16 protein-coding genes are annotated in these 19,260 nt (G+C 47.7%); 15 read left to right on the top strand and 1 reads right to left on the bottom strand.

What is annotated here, in order from left to right:
- Window positions 1–2 precede the first annotated feature (2 nt).
- From BN3279_RS19425 to BN3279_RS19415, 3 genes are all read left to right on the top strand, one after another.
- Window positions 3–1,403, top strand: coding sequence for a glycoside hydrolase family 32 protein (locus BN3279_RS19425; protein ID WP_059053129.1), 1,401 nt, complete (start codon window positions 3–5; stop codon window positions 1,401–1,403).
- A 168-nt stretch (window positions 1,404–1,571) separates the two neighbouring features.
- The gene (locus BN3279_RS19420) at window positions 1,572–2,948 is read left to right on the top strand and encodes an MFS transporter (RefSeq protein WP_059053128.1); all 1,377 of its coding nucleotides are present in this window, start codon (window positions 1,572–1,574) and stop codon (window positions 2,946–2,948) included.
- Window positions 2,945–3,553, top strand: a complete 609-nt coding sequence (locus BN3279_RS19415) for a TetR/AcrR family transcriptional regulator (protein WP_059053126.1) — start codon at window positions 2,945–2,947, stop codon at window positions 3,551–3,553. Before BN3279_RS19420 ends, BN3279_RS19415 begins: the two co-directional genes overlap by 4 nt.
- An 81-nt stretch (window positions 3,554–3,634) precedes the next feature.
- On the opposite strand, the gene BN3279_RS19410 is transcribed toward BN3279_RS19415, so the two are convergent.
- Window positions 3,635–6,694, bottom strand: coding sequence for a X2-like carbohydrate binding domain-containing protein (locus BN3279_RS19410; RefSeq protein ID WP_059053124.1), 3,060 nt, complete (start codon window positions 6,692–6,694; stop codon window positions 3,635–3,637).
- Window positions 6,695–7,118: 424 nt separating this feature from the next.
- Here BN3279_RS19410 and BN3279_RS19405 point away from each other — a divergent pair, with 424 nt between their 5' ends.
- The 12 genes from BN3279_RS19405 (at window position 7,119) to BN3279_RS19350 (ending at window position 19,255) form a co-directional block, all read left to right on the top strand.
- A complete protein-coding gene (locus BN3279_RS19405) occupies window positions 7,119–8,135 on the top strand; it encodes a stalk domain-containing protein (protein ID WP_059053121.1) in 1,017 nt (338 codons plus the stop codon).
- Window positions 8,136–8,230: 95 nt separating this feature from the next.
- Complete coding sequence (hfq, locus tag BN3279_RS19400; RefSeq protein ID WP_059053120.1) at window positions 8,231–8,446, top strand: RNA chaperone Hfq; 216 nt, start codon at window positions 8,231–8,233, stop codon at window positions 8,444–8,446.
- 490 nt (window positions 8,447–8,936) lie between these two features.
- Entirely contained in the window at window positions 8,937–9,950 is a 1,014-nt protein-coding gene (locus BN3279_RS19395) for a LacI family DNA-binding transcriptional regulator (RefSeq protein WP_059053116.1), read from the top strand.
- 16 nt (window positions 9,951–9,966) lie between these two features.
- Entirely contained in the window at window positions 9,967–10,884 is a 918-nt protein-coding gene (locus BN3279_RS19390) for a ribokinase (protein WP_059053114.1), read from the top strand.
- Between the two features lie 136 nt (window positions 10,885–11,020).
- Window positions 11,021–12,532 carry a sugar ABC transporter ATP-binding protein gene (locus BN3279_RS19385; RefSeq protein WP_059053113.1) on the top strand — a complete coding sequence of 504 codons (1,512 nt, stop codon included), beginning with the start codon at window positions 11,021–11,023 and terminating at the stop codon, window positions 12,530–12,532.
- Entirely contained in the window at window positions 12,529–13,491 is a 963-nt protein-coding gene (locus tag BN3279_RS19380) for an ABC transporter permease (protein ID WP_059053111.1), read from the top strand. The genes BN3279_RS19385 and BN3279_RS19380 overlap by 4 nt, the downstream gene beginning before the upstream one ends.
- On the top strand, window positions 13,488–14,438 hold the full coding sequence (locus BN3279_RS19375; RefSeq protein ID WP_059053110.1) for an ABC transporter permease: 951 nt from the start codon (window positions 13,488–13,490) through the stop codon (window positions 14,436–14,438). The genes BN3279_RS19380 and BN3279_RS19375 overlap by 4 nt, the downstream gene beginning before the upstream one ends.
- A gap of 5 nt (window positions 14,439–14,443) precedes the next feature.
- On the top strand, window positions 14,444–15,469 hold the full coding sequence (locus BN3279_RS19370; protein ID WP_059053108.1) for an autoinducer 2 ABC transporter substrate-binding protein: 1,026 nt from the start codon (window positions 14,444–14,446) through the stop codon (window positions 15,467–15,469).
- 27 nt (window positions 15,470–15,496) lie between these two features.
- Window positions 15,497–16,006, top strand: a complete 510-nt coding sequence (locus BN3279_RS19365) for an ureidoglycolate lyase (protein ID WP_059053107.1) — start codon at window positions 15,497–15,499, stop codon at window positions 16,004–16,006.
- Window positions 16,007–16,017: 11 nt separating this feature from the next.
- Window positions 16,018–17,328, top strand: a complete 1,311-nt coding sequence (locus tag BN3279_RS19360) for an ArgE/DapE family deacylase (protein ID WP_059053105.1) — start codon at window positions 16,018–16,020, stop codon at window positions 17,326–17,328.
- A 54-nt stretch (window positions 17,329–17,382) separates the two neighbouring features.
- On the top strand, window positions 17,383–18,111 hold the full coding sequence (locus tag BN3279_RS19355) for a glutamine amidotransferase (protein WP_059053104.1): 729 nt from the start codon (window positions 17,383–17,385) through the stop codon (window positions 18,109–18,111).
- A gap of 295 nt (window positions 18,112–18,406) precedes the next feature.
- Window positions 18,407–19,255: an AraC family transcriptional regulator gene (locus BN3279_RS19350; RefSeq protein ID WP_059053102.1), complete on the top strand. Its 849-nt coding sequence runs from the start codon at window positions 18,407–18,409 to the stop codon at window positions 19,253–19,255.
- The last annotated feature ends 5 nt before the right edge of the window (window positions 19,256–19,260 follow it).

Genomic DNA, 19,260 nt, shown 5'->3' with positions numbered 1-19,260 from the left:
GTATGGACAATTACAGGCCAAGATACCATTTTACGGCACCACAGCATTGGATGAACGACCCGAACGGCCCGTTTCAGAAAGACGGAGAATATCATTTGTTCTATCAGCATAATCCCCATGCAGCGAAGTGGGGCGACATCCATTGGGGGCATGCCAAGAGCCTTGACTTGATTCACTGGAACCATCTGCCCATTGCTCTGGCCCCTTCCACCGAGCTGGAGGAAGAGCACTGCTTCTCCGGATGTTCTGTCATTCAGGGGGATGAGGTGATGTTATTCTACACCAGCATTGGGGATGGAGAGCGGAATGCCAAGACCGGGGCCCAGCAATGGACCGCGAAGAGCAAGGATCTTCTCCAGTGGAATAAGACTGCGAACCCTCCAGCGTTAAGCCTGGAACTTCATGGGGATGTGGAAATTACCGAATGGAGAGATCCCTATGTCTGGCAAGAGCGGGACGGTTGGCGAATGCTGCTTGGTGGGGTTTACCAAGGCAAGGGCTGCAGCTTGATTTACCGTTCCGACGATTTGGAGAAGTGGAGCTTCCAGGGCATCTTCCACCGCGGCGACGAAGAGATTTGGGAATGTCCTCACTTGTTCCGCTTTGGCGATCAGGCCGTATTGTTCTATTCCCCAAGTGGCCCTGTCCGCTATATAACAGGCACAATCCGCGAGGATAAATTGACGGATGTGGTAAAACACGGCACGGTAGACTATGGCGGCTGGGAAGGCTATTATGCCTCTACAGGGTTCGTAGATGAGAAGGGACGCAAGATCATGCACGGCTGGATTCCGGAAGGCCGAGGGGACAATTTCCCCGTGCGGCTGAATTGGGCGGGAGTGCTGGCCTTGCCGCGAGTGGTCGACCTTAAGTCCAATGGCAGCATCACAATGTCGCCTGTGCCGGAGATAGAAAAGCTGAGAGGTAAACATTACGGCTTCAAGAATATTGAAGTGGGTCAGACCCCCGTGGACACGGAGGTGCATTCAACTTCGTTCGAATGTTCGCTGAAGCTGGAGAAGGCCGCTCTGGAAAATGGGAACCTGATCATTTCTTTGTTTGCTTCCGCCAGTGGTCTGGAGCATACGGATCTGCGTCTGGATTTGGCGAAGGGTTCAATTTGTATTGATCGATCGCAATCGAGCCAATTCTACAAAGTCAACAAAACTTCGGTCAAGGGCGATCTGCCCCAAGAGGATGAAGGACGGCTGCTTCGCCTGCGGATTTTTGCAGACCAATCGGTCATCGAGGTATTTGTTAACGATGAGGTTTGTCTTACGGCTAGAGTGTATCCTTCCTTGGAGGATAGCCATGGCATTCTGTTAACCTCCGAAGGTGAAGTGAAGGTAGCTAGTATGGACATTTGGGAAATGCAAGCTGCGGAGATTCGTGCTGTAGAATAAGCAGATAAGCAAGAATGCAGGGGAAGTGCTGGCAAAATTGCAGCACTTCCTTTTGCATGTGCCAATATACCGATTCACCATTGACAAAATACACAGAAGTAAATAAGATGATAGATGACAGTCAGCACTGACATTACTTTAAATGATAGTCATTAATGGGGAGGAAGCATGAACACTACAGTCAACACACCAAGAAATAATGGCCCGGTACTGCTTCGTGTACTGGTATTTACTTTAATTATCTCCGTCATGAACGGAACGATGTTTAATGTCGTATTGCCCGCAATTAGCAAGGAGTTGAATCTCTCGGCATCACAGGGAAGCTGGATCGTTACCAGCTACCTGATCGTCTATGCCATTGGCACGGTTACCTTCGGCAAGCTTACCGATAAATACAAGCTAAAGGACTTGCTCACCTTTGGACTGTTGTTACTGGCTGCAGGCTCTGTGCTCGGCATGATGGCAACCCAGTTCTGGATGATCATTATGGCCCGTATTGTTCAGGCTACTGGCGCCTCGGTCATACCGGCTCTAAGCATGATTATCCCTGTTCGCTATTTCCTACCGAAGGAGCGGGGACGCGCACTGGGCACTACCGCCATCGGAACCTCCCTGGGTGCCGCCCTTGGCCCGATTATCGCAGGATTCGTGACCAGCGCACTCAGCTGGCAGTTCCTGTTCGCCATTCCTTTGCTGGCCTTGGTCACCTTGCCCTTTTACCGCAAATATCTCGATGATCAAGCAGGCCTGGATCAGAAGATTGATTATATGGGCGGGGTTCTTCTGGCAGGGAGCGTTGCCTTCTTGCTGCTGGCCTTGACCAATGCAAATGTATATTTTCTGCTGTCCGGTGCAGTAGCGTTGATCTTGTTCATTTTTAGAATTCGCCATGCGGCCAATCCCTTTGTTAACCCGGATATCTTCCGCAATAAACTATATTCACTTGGGATATTCATCACGTTCATTATGGTTGCTATCGGCTTCAGCGTTCCATTTACTATGCCGCAACTCCTAGCTGCCCTGAACGATTTATCGCCTGCCTGGATTGGACTGGTCATGCTGCCATCTGCTCTCATCACCGCATTTTTTGGGCGAGTGGGAGGAAGGCTGGCGGATCGAAAAGGGAATGCCTTTCTGCTCTATATTGCGGCGGCACTTCTCATGGTTGGTTTTCTTTGCTTGTCTATGGTCTCGGGAATGTCGCCCGTCTATATTGGCTTTTTCCTTATTTTCGGTATTTTGGGCCAATCGTTTATGCTTATCTCATTGTCCAATACAATCTCGCAAACCCTCTCCAAGGAGCAGGTTGGGATCGGGATGGGATTGCTCTCCATGCTTAACTTTATCGCTGGCGCGGTATCCACAGCGGTGATCGGGAAGGTGCTTGATCATAATCAAGGCGCTCCCTCCGTATATAGCAACATTTTCCTTGTACTCGCCGTGCTGGTTGCTGCCATGACGCTACTTTATTATTTCCAGTTCAGACGCTCCATGCAGAAGAGAGCCCCAGGGCATTCATTTCATAAGGAGGAGAAGGAAGTATGAGTGACGGTAAGAGCGGGGGGGGAAGCCCAAGACAAAGCACCCATGACAAGCTGCTGCTGGCAGCGATTGATCTCATTTCGCAAAAGGGATATAAGGGCGTTACGACGCAAGAGATCGCGACGGCTGCCGAGGTCACCGAAAAAACATTGTTCCGTCATTTTGGCAGCAAACTTAATCTCCTCGAAACAGCCTTTGATCGTTTTCATTACACCGAGGAGATGACCAAGCTGTTTAAGGAGAGAATCATTTGGGATTTGCAGGCCGACTTGACCTTAATCACGCAAACGTATCATGACATGATGAACCGTAACCGAAAAATGATCATGATCAGCATTAAGGAAGGAGATCACCTGGAGGGATTTCGCGCAAAAACGATGAAGCCCCCCAGACAATTGGTGGAATTCTTAACCCGTTACTTTCACACCATGTTTGACCAAGGAAAGTTGATAAAGGTAAATGCTGAAATTCAGGCGTTTGCTTTTATCACCATGCATTATGGTGCGTTCCTGAACCATTTGGACAGTGGGGCCAACTTCCCCTCCGTGTCTTTAGAGGATTTCATCGTTGAAAGTGTAAAGACCTTCACCCGGGCATTAACGCCCTAGTGAAGGTCTTGTTTGATTGTTTGATGCCATACCTGCGAAATGGCAGGCTATGAATGGATCACATTATGGCTTGCCTGACTCTTATGGCTCCAGCCCCCAAGCTAACGTGCTGTCAATGTACGCAGTTGTGAGTGGACTATCCACATAGGCAGTAGCTGTAGCATTGAAGGAATAATCATCCGACTGCGAATAGTTGCTCCAGTCCATCTTGGAGATGCGGGTCTGGATTTCAATGCTTTGCCCGGCAGCAAGCACACCTGCCTCGCTAGTAAAGCCCCACGCAGCGTAAGTGTCGGCCGTCGGTTTGGCTGCATCCAGCTTCACGAAGGTACCCGTCACGTTACCGGTTCCTGCCGATGACCAGTCTACGAACAACTGCTGGTCCTGGTTCCCATTGCTCGTGTAATAATAACGAATCTGCACAGTCGACAAATTGATGTCATTGCTGCCCGTATTGGTCAGCTTAATGCGTGGATTCAAGGTATTTACGGAGCTTGCCAGTGATCCGTTAAACATCTGGACCTTGATGTCGCCCGTGGCAGGCGGCTGCTCCGTGGTATCATTGATGGTAATCCCCAAAGTTGCGGGATTGCCTGCACTGAATACAAAGGTCAAGTGAGTCAAACCAAGCGCTTGCGCAGCCAGATAATGCTCACTGATGCTAACTGTAGTCCCCGATACGGTGTAATCCGTGCCGGACACAAGAACGTTGCTGCCATTACGAATAGAAGTTAGTGTATTTCCATTTAAGGTTAAGGTGACAGAAATATTCGCCGGATTATGCTTATCAAACTGGGCAGATATCGGAGTAATTACGGAGTTATCGTCCGGGTCAGGATTCGGTGTAGCATTCACCGGGTCTCCGTAAACGATACCGTGACCGTTGGTACCCAGATATACGCGGCCGAATACTTTCGGATCGCCAGTAATAGCCGAATTGGTCACCCCGTACTGATGTTGATCATCATTAATCCGCACCCAGCTTGCTCCGGCGTCAATGGAGCGGAAGATACCACGGACACCGTCGATTTTCGCGCTGGTGTAGATGGCTTTATAGCTGCGGCCAGGAGCTTCCTTCCCGAAGCCAACCACATCCGCTTCTTCGACATTCGCCAATCGGGTGAAGCTTGTTCCCGAATTGGTGGAATGCCAGAGTCCGTATACGCCTTCTGTACTTCCTCCAGCCAGCCAAATGTCGCCTTCCGTGCCTGGCAATGCCTTCAAGTTGCCTGTAACAGGCAACCCCGACGCGGCAGTGGGCGCAAAGGAGGCTCCGCCATTGGTACTTATATAGAAAGTACCGCCGCTGATCGCATAGAACTTGTCCTTATTCACCCGGTCCGAGGCCACCTTGGCTCCGGCAGGCAGTCCCGTGCTGGCCGACCAGGAGTTGCCACCGGTCTTGGAGTATTGCACACCGGCATCTTCAATCGACCAGACGATAGAGCTTCCGTCAGCAGCGAGGGCTACCGTTCCGCCACCCTTCTGGGTGGAAGGCTGACTGTTCGGAGAATACCAGTTGCTGGCGCTGTCCCGAGAAATTCCGATCAGCTTCTGATCCGGGTAGTTGGTATCATAGGTACCGACCCGAACGATAAATGCTGGGTCCAATTCAGCATAGTCCATGCTGGCTGTGCTCTTCGGATTAATCATCATCCTGGATGGAACCTTAGTTACATCATCATGACGGAAGCCGCTGACATCAAATACACCGCTAATGACTTCAGGACCGATAGGGGTGCTGAGCAGCGAGGTCACGGCTTCCTCCTCAATGCCCTTGGCCATGACGGAAATATTGATTTTCCCGCCATTATCCCAATCCGTCAGATTGTTGGTTCCGTACAGCGTAGCCCCGGTACCGTACATCATTCGGTCGGAATTAAACGGATCGATCTCGATATCGCCAATCATCCAGCCCAGCTTGGGCGTTGTTTCCGGTGGCTGGGGATTCGCGGCAAAATCCAGCCAAGGCGCGGTGGATATGTCCTGAGTGTAACGCAAGCTGCGGCTCGGATAACCATTCCAGTCCCAGATGGACGTCCAGGTAGCTCCTCCGTCCGTACTGCGGAAGATTTTCTCATCCGGCCACCATGCATTCATGGAGGATACCATCAATGTGTCCGGATCTTGCGGATCGACGGCCAGGCCGCCATAACCAAACCAGTTGTCCTCGCTATCGGAATCAACCGGGCTGATCTCCGTCCAGACACCGGTAGATGTATCCAGCTTCCAGACCTGTCCTTTGCTGCCGCCATAAGGGCCGACGTCATTGCTGTAGTTGACATATAATATACCGCTCGCGGCAAGCACACCGTGGTGAGGGAGGAACCCGGTCGGCTGACCAGGAACCGCCTGCCAAGTCACGCCACCATCTGTACTGCGAAAGATATTGTTAGACGGGTCGGCAACTCCTACATAAATTGTTTGCGTTGCACTGCCGGGAGAGCCTGTGCTTCGATCAAAGGCAATCCAGGCAATGCCCATAATGTCCCCTTGGTAGGAGTCGCCAGGGACAGGGATATAAGTGCCCGGATTCGGGAAGCTAGTAACTTTGCTCCACGTCTGTCCATAGTTGGTGCTTCTCCACAAGCCGTTGCCGCTACGCGCACCAAGATAGAGAATATTATTGCGATTAGGGTCTATTACCAGACGTTCGCCCATGGAGCGGCCCGGCATATTGCCGCCGACCTTGAAGGGCAGGGGAGAAGCAACAAAGGAATTCCCCCGGTCGGTGGAGATCAATACATTCCCGTTGTTGTGATCCCATTCATTCGTATACATCCCGGTCAGCAAATACAAACGGTCTGGGTCTACCGGGTCTGTGGCCAAACCATCGATTCCATTCTTGTTCCAGTCGTCCCAACCGACAAAACGGGTCAGTTGAATCCAACTGTTATCGCTAGGATTCCAGCGGTACGCACCACCAATATCTGTGCGAGCATAAATCAAATCCTCTTCGGATTCGTTGAAGATAATGCCAGGAATAAATCCGCCTCCCGCACCTGTGTTCACATTCTTCCAAACATAATCTTCATTTGGAGCAGAATGGGCGGTAGGGGTCCATTGCAAGAAAGATGTTCCAATTAGCGTTACAGCGAGCAGTAAAACAGTAGCGAATGAACTTCTTCTTTTGCGTACCATTCATCTTCACCCTCCGTAAAATAGTTTTGTTACAGCCAAAGATGGAACACAGCCTTCCATGCCAGATTCCGGGCATCACTCCTTCTATTCAAAGTACATCCGGGTTCAAGCGCGATGACCAAGAGATTACATAAGATACCATAATTTATAAAGATAGCGCATACAATTATTTTCATAAAATGTCTCTTCCCAGTCATGAAAGGAGATCGCGCCTTCAAATAAATTCTAACAAGGCTTGTACCTTTAGTAAACCCTAATTATGGATGATTATGGTATAAACCCGTGATAAGTAGACACATTTATTTCATAGATGCACCTATTTTTTTGGTAGAGAGAAGAATTGTCCTTGACTGTATAGAAAAGGCAGAGCTATGATTTGTGACAAGTTTCACGAACACCCATAAACTAAATAGGAGGCTGTTTTATGAAAAAAACGAAGGGCTCTTTGGCTTTCCTGCTTGCTACTATCCTGCTGTTATGTATTTCAATTCCTGCATTTGCTGCAGAGGTTCCTGCCGATAAGTACACTTATACCTTATCCGGCAAGATAGGGACTCAATCGGAAAAGATCGAACTCGAAGACTATGATGATAATCAAAATTTCAGAGACATTCTTGCCGCAGAAAAATATGAAATTGTTCTCGTGAAGGAAGGGGCCGAAATCAAATTTACGCCTAAGGAAACAATGCGTGCCATAGTTGATTATTTTAGCGTGGATGGTTCCTACGGGGGAGCTCTGTTGTGGACCATCGACGGTTCCGAGGAAATGGTAAATGAGCTTGCGGCTAACCAGACGGCTACCGTCAAGCTTTCCAAGAGCTATGGTGGATATAGCGGATTTGTTTATTATGTATTCAGCTTTGGCGAAGGGGACCAAGTGAGCAATATTATTTACCTCGTATCTGAGGGTACAGCCTCACCTGTTGCGGATCCTGAAGCCGCGACACCTGCTGAACAGCCTGAAACTGAACCGGCTGCTCCATCTGCTAACCCTGCGGTTAAACCGGTAGAGTCAGCCACGGCCAGCCCTTCGGTCTCCAAAGTGTTGGTGAATGGGAAGCAGGTTGCCTTCGAAGCTTACAACATCAACAATAATACCTTCTTCAAGCTGCGTGATATCGCTATGGCTGTGAACGGAACAGAGAAGGGCTTTGAAGTGGGTTGGGACGGGGATCATAATGCAATCAGCCTAAGTTCAGGCGAAGCTTATACGCCACAAGGCGGAGAACTGGCGGTAACGACCAAACCTGCTGCCAAGAAGGCCACCTTGTCCACAGCCAAACTTTACCTGGATGAAGAAGAGGTACAATTGACCGCCTATACCATTGGTGGCAACAACTACTTCAAGCTTCGCGATCTGGCAGAGGCACTGGATATCACAATTACCTTTGAGGCAGCAACAAATACCATCGGTATTGATACCACCGAACAAAGTAATTAATCATAGATATCGTGCTTCTATTGACATCCCTATGTTACAATGGGCATAAGAACGCAAACCTATCCTTATTAGACAGAGAGAGAGGAAAAATTCAAATGCCCAGACATGAATCAGAATTCGATATTAATCAAGACAAGCTATTAAACAGTTTAAAAAAGGAACAAACTCTTTGTACGATCATTACGAAAAATGGTGTTCCCATTAAGGGGAAGATTGCGGCTTTTGATAAATTTGTGATCTTGGTTAATACGCAAATAGGGAAGCAAAGCATGGTCTACAAACATGCCGTATCCACCATCGTACAAGGTTGAAGCTGGCCGTAAATCAGAAATACCCATCCATACTAAACTATAAAGTTCAAGAAGGCTTGCCCGTCGTTATAGACGAGCAAGCCTTCTTACATTAATTTACGGCTAGTCAGGAAAAATATAGAACATATTGTGCGTAAACGTTTTTACAACTTATTTGCCTCGAAATAAATCTACGCTTTATAAGTTTAAGTCATCTGATCAAATCATTTATCAATTCATTTGTATGTCACTAAACATAACACAAAACAATTAAATAGCTCATTTTAGTCCCATATAAATCCAAATACATGACATATATACGTTATATATTTGAGTTGTAAGCGTTTTTATTATTATTTTTTTAAATTAAACTATTGTAATCCCGGAAAAGCTGTACTAAAATGAAGTCAGAAATTGAGTAAACGTTTTTGCAAAAGAGGAGACATTCCTTCACAAATCCTTTTGACTGTACGACTGGGTTTTGCGTAAACGTTATGACAAGGGTGGGACGATGGAAGATAAAGAAATCACGATTAAGGACATAGCCCGATTGGCTAATGTGTCAGTGGCCACCGTATCGCGAGCCATCAACGGACGGGACCGGGTTAGCGAAGCAACGCGGAAGAAAATTTTGAAAATTATTGAAGAGGTCAACTTTGTACCGAATGCAATGGCTGCATCCATGGTTAATAAGCGAACTCATATGCTAGCCGTGGTTGTGCCAGAAATCCAAAACCCATTTTACACGGCTGTTATTGGTGGCACTGTAGAAGCAGCCAAGAAGGAAGGATATTCAACTCTGGTGGTCTCAACCTACGAGGATGAAGCTGAAGAAGAAGAGTTCTTTGAAGGTTTTCTGGGACGAAACGTTGACGGAATCATCTTAATCGGGACTCATAAGGAAGCTAACTTTTATAGAAACATCCGCAAACCTGCCATATTGGTGGATCGTTATATCAATGACTGTGGACATGATGGTGTAATCATTGATAACTTCCGCGGGGCTTATGAGGCGGTCAAGCATTTTGTAGAGTTCGGGCACGAGCGAATAGCGATTATTGACGGTTCTCATGATTTTAATGATGGCAAAGATCGTTATTGGGGGTATCACCAGGCACTGCACGAGAGTGGAATCAAGCCCGCTCCAGAATACCACAAGCAAGGAAAATGGCTGGAGGAGGATGGATATCGCTTCGCCACAGAGCTGATGCGTTCGGAGCAACCACCAACCGCAATTTTTGCAGCGAACAACGTGATATGCACGGGTGTAATCAAGGCTATTCGGGATTTGAACCTGGTTATAGGCGAGGATATTTCTTTAATCGGTTTTGATGATAATGAGCTAGCTCAATTTGTTCAGCCTCGGGTAACCATTGTGAGCAGACCTACCAGGGAGATGGGGGTTAGCGCAACAGAGATTCTCATTCAGAAGATTAAGGGGCGCACAAGCGACCCATCCAAGTTGAAGAAGGTCGTGCTTGACGTAGAACTTATCAAACGCGGGTCAGTCAAAAAGCTGAAATAGCAGATAGGAGAATACCATGTCCAACATTCTGGTTGTAGGCAGCATGAACATGGATATTGTAACAAGGGTTGGAGAGCTTCCGAAGCCTGGTGAAACCATTCACGGCATGGGGAGTGGCCTTCACATTGGCGGAAAAGGAGCAAATCAGGCTTGTGCTGCCTCTAGGTCCGGCGCCAAGGTAGATATGGCAGGAGCGCTTGGCACAGATGTCTTTGCTGGAGATATACGTAATGGATTGGAGAAGAACCAAATCAATACACAATATATCGTATCCAAGCAAGGAACAACCGGAATGGCCCTCATTACGATAAACGCCTCAGGAGAGAACTGCATTATTCTTTCTCCAGAAGCAAATTATAGATATGAAGAACAAGATATGAAGCCGATAAATTGGTCTGATTACGATGTGATTCTATTGCAAAATGAAATTCCCGGACGAGTTAACGCGAAGGTGCTCCAATTGGCTAGCGAGGCAGCAGTTCCTGTGTGTGTCAATCCGGCCCCTATGACCGGCTTTGATCGCGACCTGCTTGGTCATATTACTTATCTGATTGTAAACGAGGTGGAGGCGGAGGAACTTGCCGGGGTGCCAGTACATGATGTCGATTCAGCTCGTCAAGCGGCTCAATACTTACTGGAGCAAGGCACTCAGCATGTGATTGTAACGCTGGGTAGCCGGGGATCAGTCTACCTGGATCGGTCGGGTAATTGGATTGAAACTCCTGCATTTTCCGTGCCTTCGGTCGACTCTACCGCTGCCGGTGATACATTTATTGGAGCGTTCATGGCCAGCTACTTCGGGGGTACTGAGCTTAAAGAAAGTCTTCGCTATGCTACCGCTGCTTCTGCCCTGGCCGTATCCGCTGCCGGTGCCTATGATTCCATCCCTGCCCAGAGCAGCATTCGTTCCTTCCTTAATCAAGTAGAAACATAACGTAAGGTGAAGCAAGAAACACATAGATGCCATAAGGACATTCTCCGTCAGGAAGGATGTCGCACAACCTCACACTTTGATATATTAACGCTTGGTCTTGTTAAAGTTATCCAAAACATGCAGAGGAGGGGTTTAGATGAATCGACCTGTATTAACGATGGAAGGCATCAGCAAAGAGTTCCCCGGGGTAAAAGCCTTGGAATCGGTCGATTTCGAACTCTTTCCGGGGGAAGTTCACGCCTTAATGGGTGAGAATGGTGCGGGAAAGTCCACACTTATGAAAATCCTCTCCGGCGTATACGCTCCCACCCAGGGCACGATCAGGCTTAAGGGGGAGGAGGTTGCCTTCCGCGGCACGCTCGATGCCCAGCGTCAAGGTGTATCTATCATCCACCAGGAGTTCAACTTATTCTCGAATCTCTCCGTAGCGGAAAATATCTTCATCGATCGGCCTGAAATGACTGGACCCTTCGGCCGCATAAAGTGGTCCAAGATGATAGAGGAGGCACAAGCGCTAATCAATTCCATCGGGGGCAGTGATCTCGACGTCCGGCAGGAGGTTCGTCATCTCGGCGTACACAGCCAGCAGGTGGTTGAGATTGCCAAAGCGCTCTCCTTCAAAGCCGATGTGTTAATTATGGACGAGCCGTCGGCTGCCCTTCCTGAAAATGAAGTCAAAAAAATGTTCGAAGTCATCCATCATTTGAGGTCGCAGGGAGTAGCCATCGTTTATGTTTCCCACCGGATGAAGGAAATATTTGAAATTGCAGACAAGGTAACCGTGCTCAGAGATGGACAGAAAATTGATACTAAAAGCATTGATGAAGTCACAGAGCAGCAGTTAATTCAAATGATGGTCGGCAAGGAAGTTCAGCAGTTGTACCCGATTCGCCAGCAGCCACATGATGAAGAGGTCATTCTTAAGGTTAGCAATATGTCATTAGATGCAGAACACAAAATCAGTTTCGAACTCAGGAAAGGGGAAATTCTCGGGCTATTTGGAATTCCAGGCTCCGGTTCTCACACGGTAGCAGAGCGTCTATTTGGTCTTAAGCGGGGCACCGGGGAGATCGTTATAAATGGGAAGCCCGTGCAGATCGCTACTCCCCGCGATGCAAAAGATCATAAACTGGCCTATGTCCCGCCTGACAGACATCGTCAGGGAATTATCAAGCCGATGTCTATACGCAAAAATATTACGTTTACGCTGTTGCCTAGCTTATCCAAAGGTCTGGCCTTGAACAATACGGCCATTCAGCAGGTGAGCAGTGAATATATGAACAAGCTCAGAATCAAAGCGCCCCATGATGAGCAAGCCGTAGATTATTTAAGCGGAGGCAATCAGCAGAAGGTTGTGATTGGCAAATGGCTCGCTGCCAAGCCCGATATTCTTATATTAGAAGAGCCTACTCGCGGTGTGGACGTAGGGGCTAAAGCCGAAATTTACAGCATCATCCACAAACTGGCCGAAGAAGGACTAAGCATCCTGCTGATTTCTTCTGAAATGCCTGAGGTGCTCGGGATGAGTGACCGGATATTGGTGTTATACAAAGGTGACATCGTACACACATTTGCTCACGGTGAAGCCGATCAGGAACAATTGCTGCAGCGAGCGTCCCACCCCCGTATGGAAGGAGACGTGTTATGAAACGTTTGCTCAGTGTACACGAAGCGCCTATTCTTATTTTCACCTTACTCGTTATTGTCTTATTTTCCCTCGTTACTCCCGACTTCCTCCAACTGGATAATTTCAGGCTTATTCTGGATCAAAATATCTCTATGTTTATTGTAGCGATCGGGATGACGATGGTCATTTTGCTCGGAGGTATGGACTTATCGGTGGGTTCCGTTCTGGCTGTAACCGCGACCTCGGTCGGAATATTCTTGAATCATGGCATGCCCCCGTGGGTAGCCGCTATGCTGGGCATTGGCATCGGCGTTCTCTGCGGAATGGTGAATGGATATTTTATAGCCTACAGAAAAATCCCGGATATTATTGTTACCTTGGCTACGATGTATATATTTCGCGGAATAGCTGTTGGCATCAGCGGGGGAACATGGATGAATAATTTCCCGCCAGGTTTTCGCTTCTTTGGACAAGGCACCTTCCTGGGGATCTCCTTTCCTCTGCTTGTTGCCATACTCTTGATCGCTATATTCGTTTACCTCTTGCTCTACAGCCGTGCAGGCCGAAGAATCTATGCGGTTGGCGGCAACTCTTCTGCCGCAAAGCTGGCAGGAATCAATGCAGCCAGGACCAAATTCATGGTGTATGTCTTTACCGGGATGCTGGTGGGCATCGCTTCGGTCATATTCGCCGCCAAGGTGGGAAGTGTGCAGGCGTCAACGGCGGGCAATTCGCTCTCCTTTGAGGTCATGGCTGCGGTGTTGATTGGCGGAGGAAGCATTTTCGGCGGAGTAGGTACTATTGCTGGAACTATGCTTGGAGTCCTCTTCATGGGCATCGTGAAGAATGGCCTGATTATAGCTAAGGTATCTCCGTTTTGGGTCGATGCGGCGACGGGGTTCCTGATTATACTCGCCATCGTAATCAATACACTGCAAAGGGCAAGGCAATCCAAGAGAAAGGATGGGGATTTAATATGAGAGTGTGGATAGATCGGCTGCCACTTGCACTTCGGACCAACAAATTAATCGTTCAATTACTCCTGTTATTGTTCATTCTGGTCTTGTTTAGCTTCTTATCTCCCTATTTTCTTTCTGTAACGAATTTCATGAATGTCCTGAATCAGATGGTAGAGGTGGGGCTCATTGCTATACCGATGACGTTAATCATTATTTCGGGGGCTATGGATTTATCGGTGGGTTCCATCCTTGCCTTCTCTGCCGTGGCGATGGGCGTTGGGTTTGAAAATGGCCTGAACATCTGGCTATGTGTATTGATTGGTCTGTTCACAGGTCTGGTATGCGGTGCTATTAATGGCTATCTTATTGCAAGACACCGAATGCAGGCCATCGTCGTCACGATAGGGATGCTGGTCATGCTTCGCGGCCTCGTATACGTCATGAATGAGGGCAGGCCCATCAGTGGATTTCCGGATTCCTTCTACTTTCTAGGTCAACAATATATTGCCGGAATTCCCTTCAATGCCATCGTGCTCGTCATTCTGTTTCTCATCGCTAATTTCTTCATGAACAAAACGCGGTTTGGCAGTTACGTGTACGGAATCGGTAATAACGAGGAAGTGGTGCGTTATTCGGGTATATCCGTCACTCGTATTCGATTCATTCTGTTCATGCTAAGCGGATTGTTCTCGGCCATTGCGGGTGTATTCCTGGTGTCGCGGCTGGCCAGTGCTGAAGCGACATCAGGTACCAATATAGAGCTGGATGTTATTACAGCTACTTTAATAGGAGGTACACATATTTTTGGAGGGAGGGGGAGCCTTACCGGAACCTTTGTCGGGCTACTGATTATTGTATTTTTGCGCAATGGACTCAATTTGCTAGGTGTTTCCGTATTGTATCAAGCCGTTATCTTAGGCGCGCTACTACTGCTTGCAGTAAGCAATAAAAAATTTAGTGGAGAGTGAATCCTATGAAAAAAACAACATTGGCATTACTGACAGGTCTACTATCATTGAGCTTGGCTGCTTGCGGCAATTCTGCAAACACACAAACGGGTACAGGTGGAAATTCTCCTGCTTCGGGAGCAAAAACCTACTTCATTAATCCTAAATCGATAGGTCCTGCTTATTGGGCGGCTGCGGAGAAAGGCGCCAAACAGGCTGCCGAAGATTTGAAAGTAGAGGTGGTATTTAATGCACCTACTGAAGCAGACTCCTCGAAGCAGATCAATATGATACAGGATATGCTGACACGCAAGGTAAGCGGAATCGGCGTATCTCCCAACGATGCTAAAGCAGTAGGTCCCGTATTCAAAAAGGCAAAAGAACAGAATGTACAAATTGTGACCTGGGACAGCGATGCTCCAGATACGGACCGTCAGTATTACGTAGCACCGGCTACGGACGAAGAGATTGGCGAGCTTCTGGCGCAAACCATTGGTGAAGAGATAGGTGGAAAAGGCAAGGTCGCGTTCATGGTTGCCGGACTGGGCTCACAAAACCAAATTGCCAAATCCGATGCAGCCAAGGCTTATTTTACGGCTAACTATCCAGACATCGAACTGGTCACCACCGTATCCAGTGATGATGATCAGCAGAAAGCGTACGCCAATGCCCAGAACCTGATCCAGACTTATCCGGATTTAAGAGGAATTATAGGCTTTGCGGGTGGCGAACCTCCGGCTGCTGCAGAGGTTGTTGAACAAGCTGTAAATGCCGGGACATTAGAGCAAGGTCAGGTCGCCATTACAGGCATCGCTGTTCCGAGCGTAGTGAAGAATTATATCAAGAACGACACGATGAAGACGAGTATTATTTGGGACCCAGGCAAGCTTGCTTATACTACCGTCTATGTTCTGGATCAATTAGCGCAAGGCAATGAAATTCAGGATGGCATGGAAATTCCGAATGTAGGTGCTGTTAAGGTAGATGGCTCCAATGTTTTTATCGGCATGCTTGAAATAACAAATGAAAATGTGGACAGCTTTGATTTTTAATCCTGGCTGCTGAAAGGGTCAATAACTATGGAAATTCAAGTGCAAATAGAGAACTTATCACCTGAAGGCTTTGCGCCGTACGGTAAAGTGGTTGATATCCCGGCGGCCGCCCCCTCCAAAGAGGGGGATGGCTGGGATTGCTGGAGCTATATCCAAATGCTGGACGTATCAGAACCCATTGGATTTGGCCTCGTAGAGACCAGACAACGTGAGTTCATCGTATCGGCTATGGAGCGGCATGTGAGCCGGGAAGAATTGTTGCTTACCTTTGATCGGGAGATTATCCAGCCAGTGGCTCTCTGCAAAGATATCAGCAATCCAGAGGAGCAGCCAGATTCAAATACTGTGAAGTGCTTCCTTATTAAACCCGGACAAGCCATCGTTATCAACCGAGGGGTCTGGCATAGTCCAGCTTACCCGGCATCTGCAGATGCCCGTTATCTATTCGCTATCGAGAAGAAGAAGGATGCCTTTGGCGATGAGATGATTAACCCATGGGTCGATTTCACTAATGGAGATACTATTCGATTCAAGTAAAGGAGAAGCACATGACGCATGAACAACAGGTAATGAACTGGATTGACGAGCACCAGGAAGAAATTATTACATTTTTACAGCAGCTTATTCAAATTCCCAGCGTTAATCCATGGTTCTTTGACGAACCTGCTCCTTCCAAGGAGAAGGAACTACAGCAATTGATCTCAAGCAAGCTTGAGGGGCTGGGTGCAGAAATCGAGATGTGGGAGCCCGATAGTGATGAGCTAAAGCAATATGAAGGCATGGCGGGTTATTATCCAGGAAGAGACTTTACAGGACGCCCTAACTTAGCCGGGACCTTCGGAAAGGGGACAGCGGGCAAATCACTGTTGCTCTTCGGACATATCGATGTGGTGATGGCAGGGTCCAAATGGTCCGTTGACCCGTTCGAGGGGACGATCATTGACGGCAAGATGTACGGCCGCGGTACTGTGGATATGAAGGGCGGCGTTGCTGCCATGATTATGGCCGTAGAGGCTGTGCTGCGCAGCGGCCTGAAATTGAAGGGACCTGTCGTTGTAGGTACCGTTGTTGATGAAGAGGCTGGCGGGATGGGCGCGCTGGATTTTATCCACCATGGATACAGAACGGACGCTTGCATTCTGACCGAACCCACCTCGCTGACTATTGCGCCGTTGTGCAGAGGAATCTTGTGGGGGAAAATCCGTATTCAAGGGCGTAGCGGACATATTGAGATGCCGCAAGCCGACTGGAAGGATGGAGGGGCTGTAGATGCCATCAAAAAAGCACGGGTCATACTGGAAGCCTTTGACCGCCTGAATGAACGCTGGGCGGCGACCAAGACACACCCTTACCTGTCGATTCCTTGCCAGGTGCATGTGGCTCAACTAAATGCCGGAGAATATCCAACGTCCTTCGCTAATGAGGCAGAGATCGTATTTAACGCACAGTATCTGCCCAGAGAGCGCGATGAGAAGCTGGTCGGGGGAAATGTGAAGAAGGAATTAATCGAATTTATACGCGAGACAGCCATGCAGGACCCTTGGTTAAGTGAGCATCTGCCAGAAATTGAATGGATGGTGGATGCGGACTGCGCAGAAACGGACGTTGCTCATCCCTTTGTCCAAACCTGTGTACAGTCTTTAAAATCCGTTGGGGAAGAAGGCATCATCGAGGGCCTGGGCTTCCATACGGACATGGGCTGGCCGGTTAACGTAGGCATCCCGACAATTAACTTTGGCCCAGGCGATCCAAGTCTGGCTCATCACAGTGACGAATTCATCCCCTTAGAGGAGCTTATTCAAGCCGTGAAGATGATAGCGAAGACGACGATCGACTGGTGTGGGGTCGAGGAAGCTTAATTCGGCAATAAAGTCCATTCTACATGCGAAGTGAAGACACGGAGGGAGACGAACATGAAAATATTATTTGTAGGGGAATCCTGGGTGGTTCATATGATCCATACCAAGGGATATGATAGCTTTACATCAACAAAGTATGAAGAAGGAGCAACCTATCTATTGTCTTGCTTGAGAGAGCAGGGGATTGAGGTTACCTATATGCCTGCTCATGAGGTTCAGGTTCGTTTTCCCAAGTCCCTAGAAGAGCTTAAAGCTTATGATGCCATTGTAATTAGTGATGTAGGTGCGAACACATTCTTGCTGCAAAACCCAACCTTCTATCAAATGGAGATTATCCCGAATGCCCTGAATCATATTCAACAATTTGTTGCTGAAGGGGGAGGGCTGCTGATGGTTGGCGGTTACTTAACCTTTATGGGCATTGAGGGCAAGGCGAATTATGCCAATACCGTATTGTCCGACGTACTGCCGGTCATTATGCAGCAAGGGGATGATCGGGTTGAAATGCCGGAAGGCTTTGCTCCAACGGTTGCAGAGACGCATCCCTTGGTGGACTTTGGAGAATGGCCACGGTTATTAGGTTATAATAAGCTCGCTGCCAAAGCAGACGCTAAAGTGTTGCTTGGTCATAAAGAGGATGCCATCCTTACAGTCGGCACCTTTGGGGAAGGGAAAACCGCAGCCTTCGCCAGCGATTGCTCGCCTCACTGGGGCTCTATGGAATTCATGGAGTGGGAGCATTACTCGGCATTCTGGTCGGGTCTGGTTAAATATTTGAAATAGGTAAAGATGGTGACGTTCTTGAGTTGGTACGTGGTACGGATTTAATCGGCTGTTAGTTATGTTAGAAACCCAATCCCGAGGGGATTGGGTTTCTTTATATTTTATATAATGTAGTAAAAATGTAGATTGATACAGCTAAAAATAGCAGACATGATATGATTGAAATAATAAGTACATTGGAATATTGTAACTTCATATCCAAAGTAATACTATATGCACTGACTTTTTCGTGCAGCAAATGCACGGATTTTCTTTTTAAATTACGATAAATTTTAACTTGAAGGGAGGGGAAACGATGGATTGGTTGGACAACATGAAGGACGCTATGGAGTATATCGAAGCAAATCTGGCAGACAAGATCTCATATGATGAAATAGCGCGGAGAGCTTGTTGCTCTACTTATCATTTTCAAAGGATGTTTCCATTCATTACAGGGGTATCGTTATCTGAATATATTCGACGTCGGCGGTTGACCTTGGCAGCATTTGAACTACAGACATCGGATATTAAAGTTATTGATGTGGCTATGAAATATGGTTATGATTCGCCAGAAGCGTTTGCCCGTGCGTTCAAAAATCTCCATGGAGTTATGCCAATATCTGCGCGTGATAAAGGCGTTTCTCTAAAAGCCTATCCTCGAATGTCCTTTCATATTTCAATTAAAGGAGATATCGAAATGAATTACCGTATTGAACCAAAAAAATCGTTTGAAATGTTCGGAGTCTATGGCCTTATTCATTCAGACAGACAAACCGCCTTTGCTGAAGTACCTCTATTCCGCCAAAAATGTGACGATGATGGCAGTGTTGAACGGATGAACGAATTGCTCGGAAGGTTTAGTAACAACGTATTACACGCCGCATTATATGATCATACTGCAGAAGCCCTGAAATACATGATATGCTATCATGTACCTAAGGGATTCGAAATTCCCGAAGGATTTACAAAACTTACGGTCCCAGCATTGACTTGGGCTATCTTTCCCGATCCACAATGCGCTTTGCAAAAACTATGGGAACGGATATACTCCGAGTGGTTTCCAACATCTGAATACGAACAGGTAGAAGCTCCGAATTTTGAAATGTACTATGGAATGGCAGAGCATACCCAAGGTGAAATCTGGATACCGGTAAAAAAGAAATAGCGGGT

Origin of the sequence: Paenibacillus senegalimassiliensis, assembly GCF_001486585.1 — a bacterium.
In the GTDB taxonomy this organism is placed as follows: domain Bacteria; phylum Bacillota; class Bacilli; order Paenibacillales; family Paenibacillaceae; genus Fontibacillus; species Fontibacillus senegalimassiliensis.
Note: the sequence above shows the minus strand (reverse complement) of the source record. Positions and strands in the feature narration are given on the sequence as shown.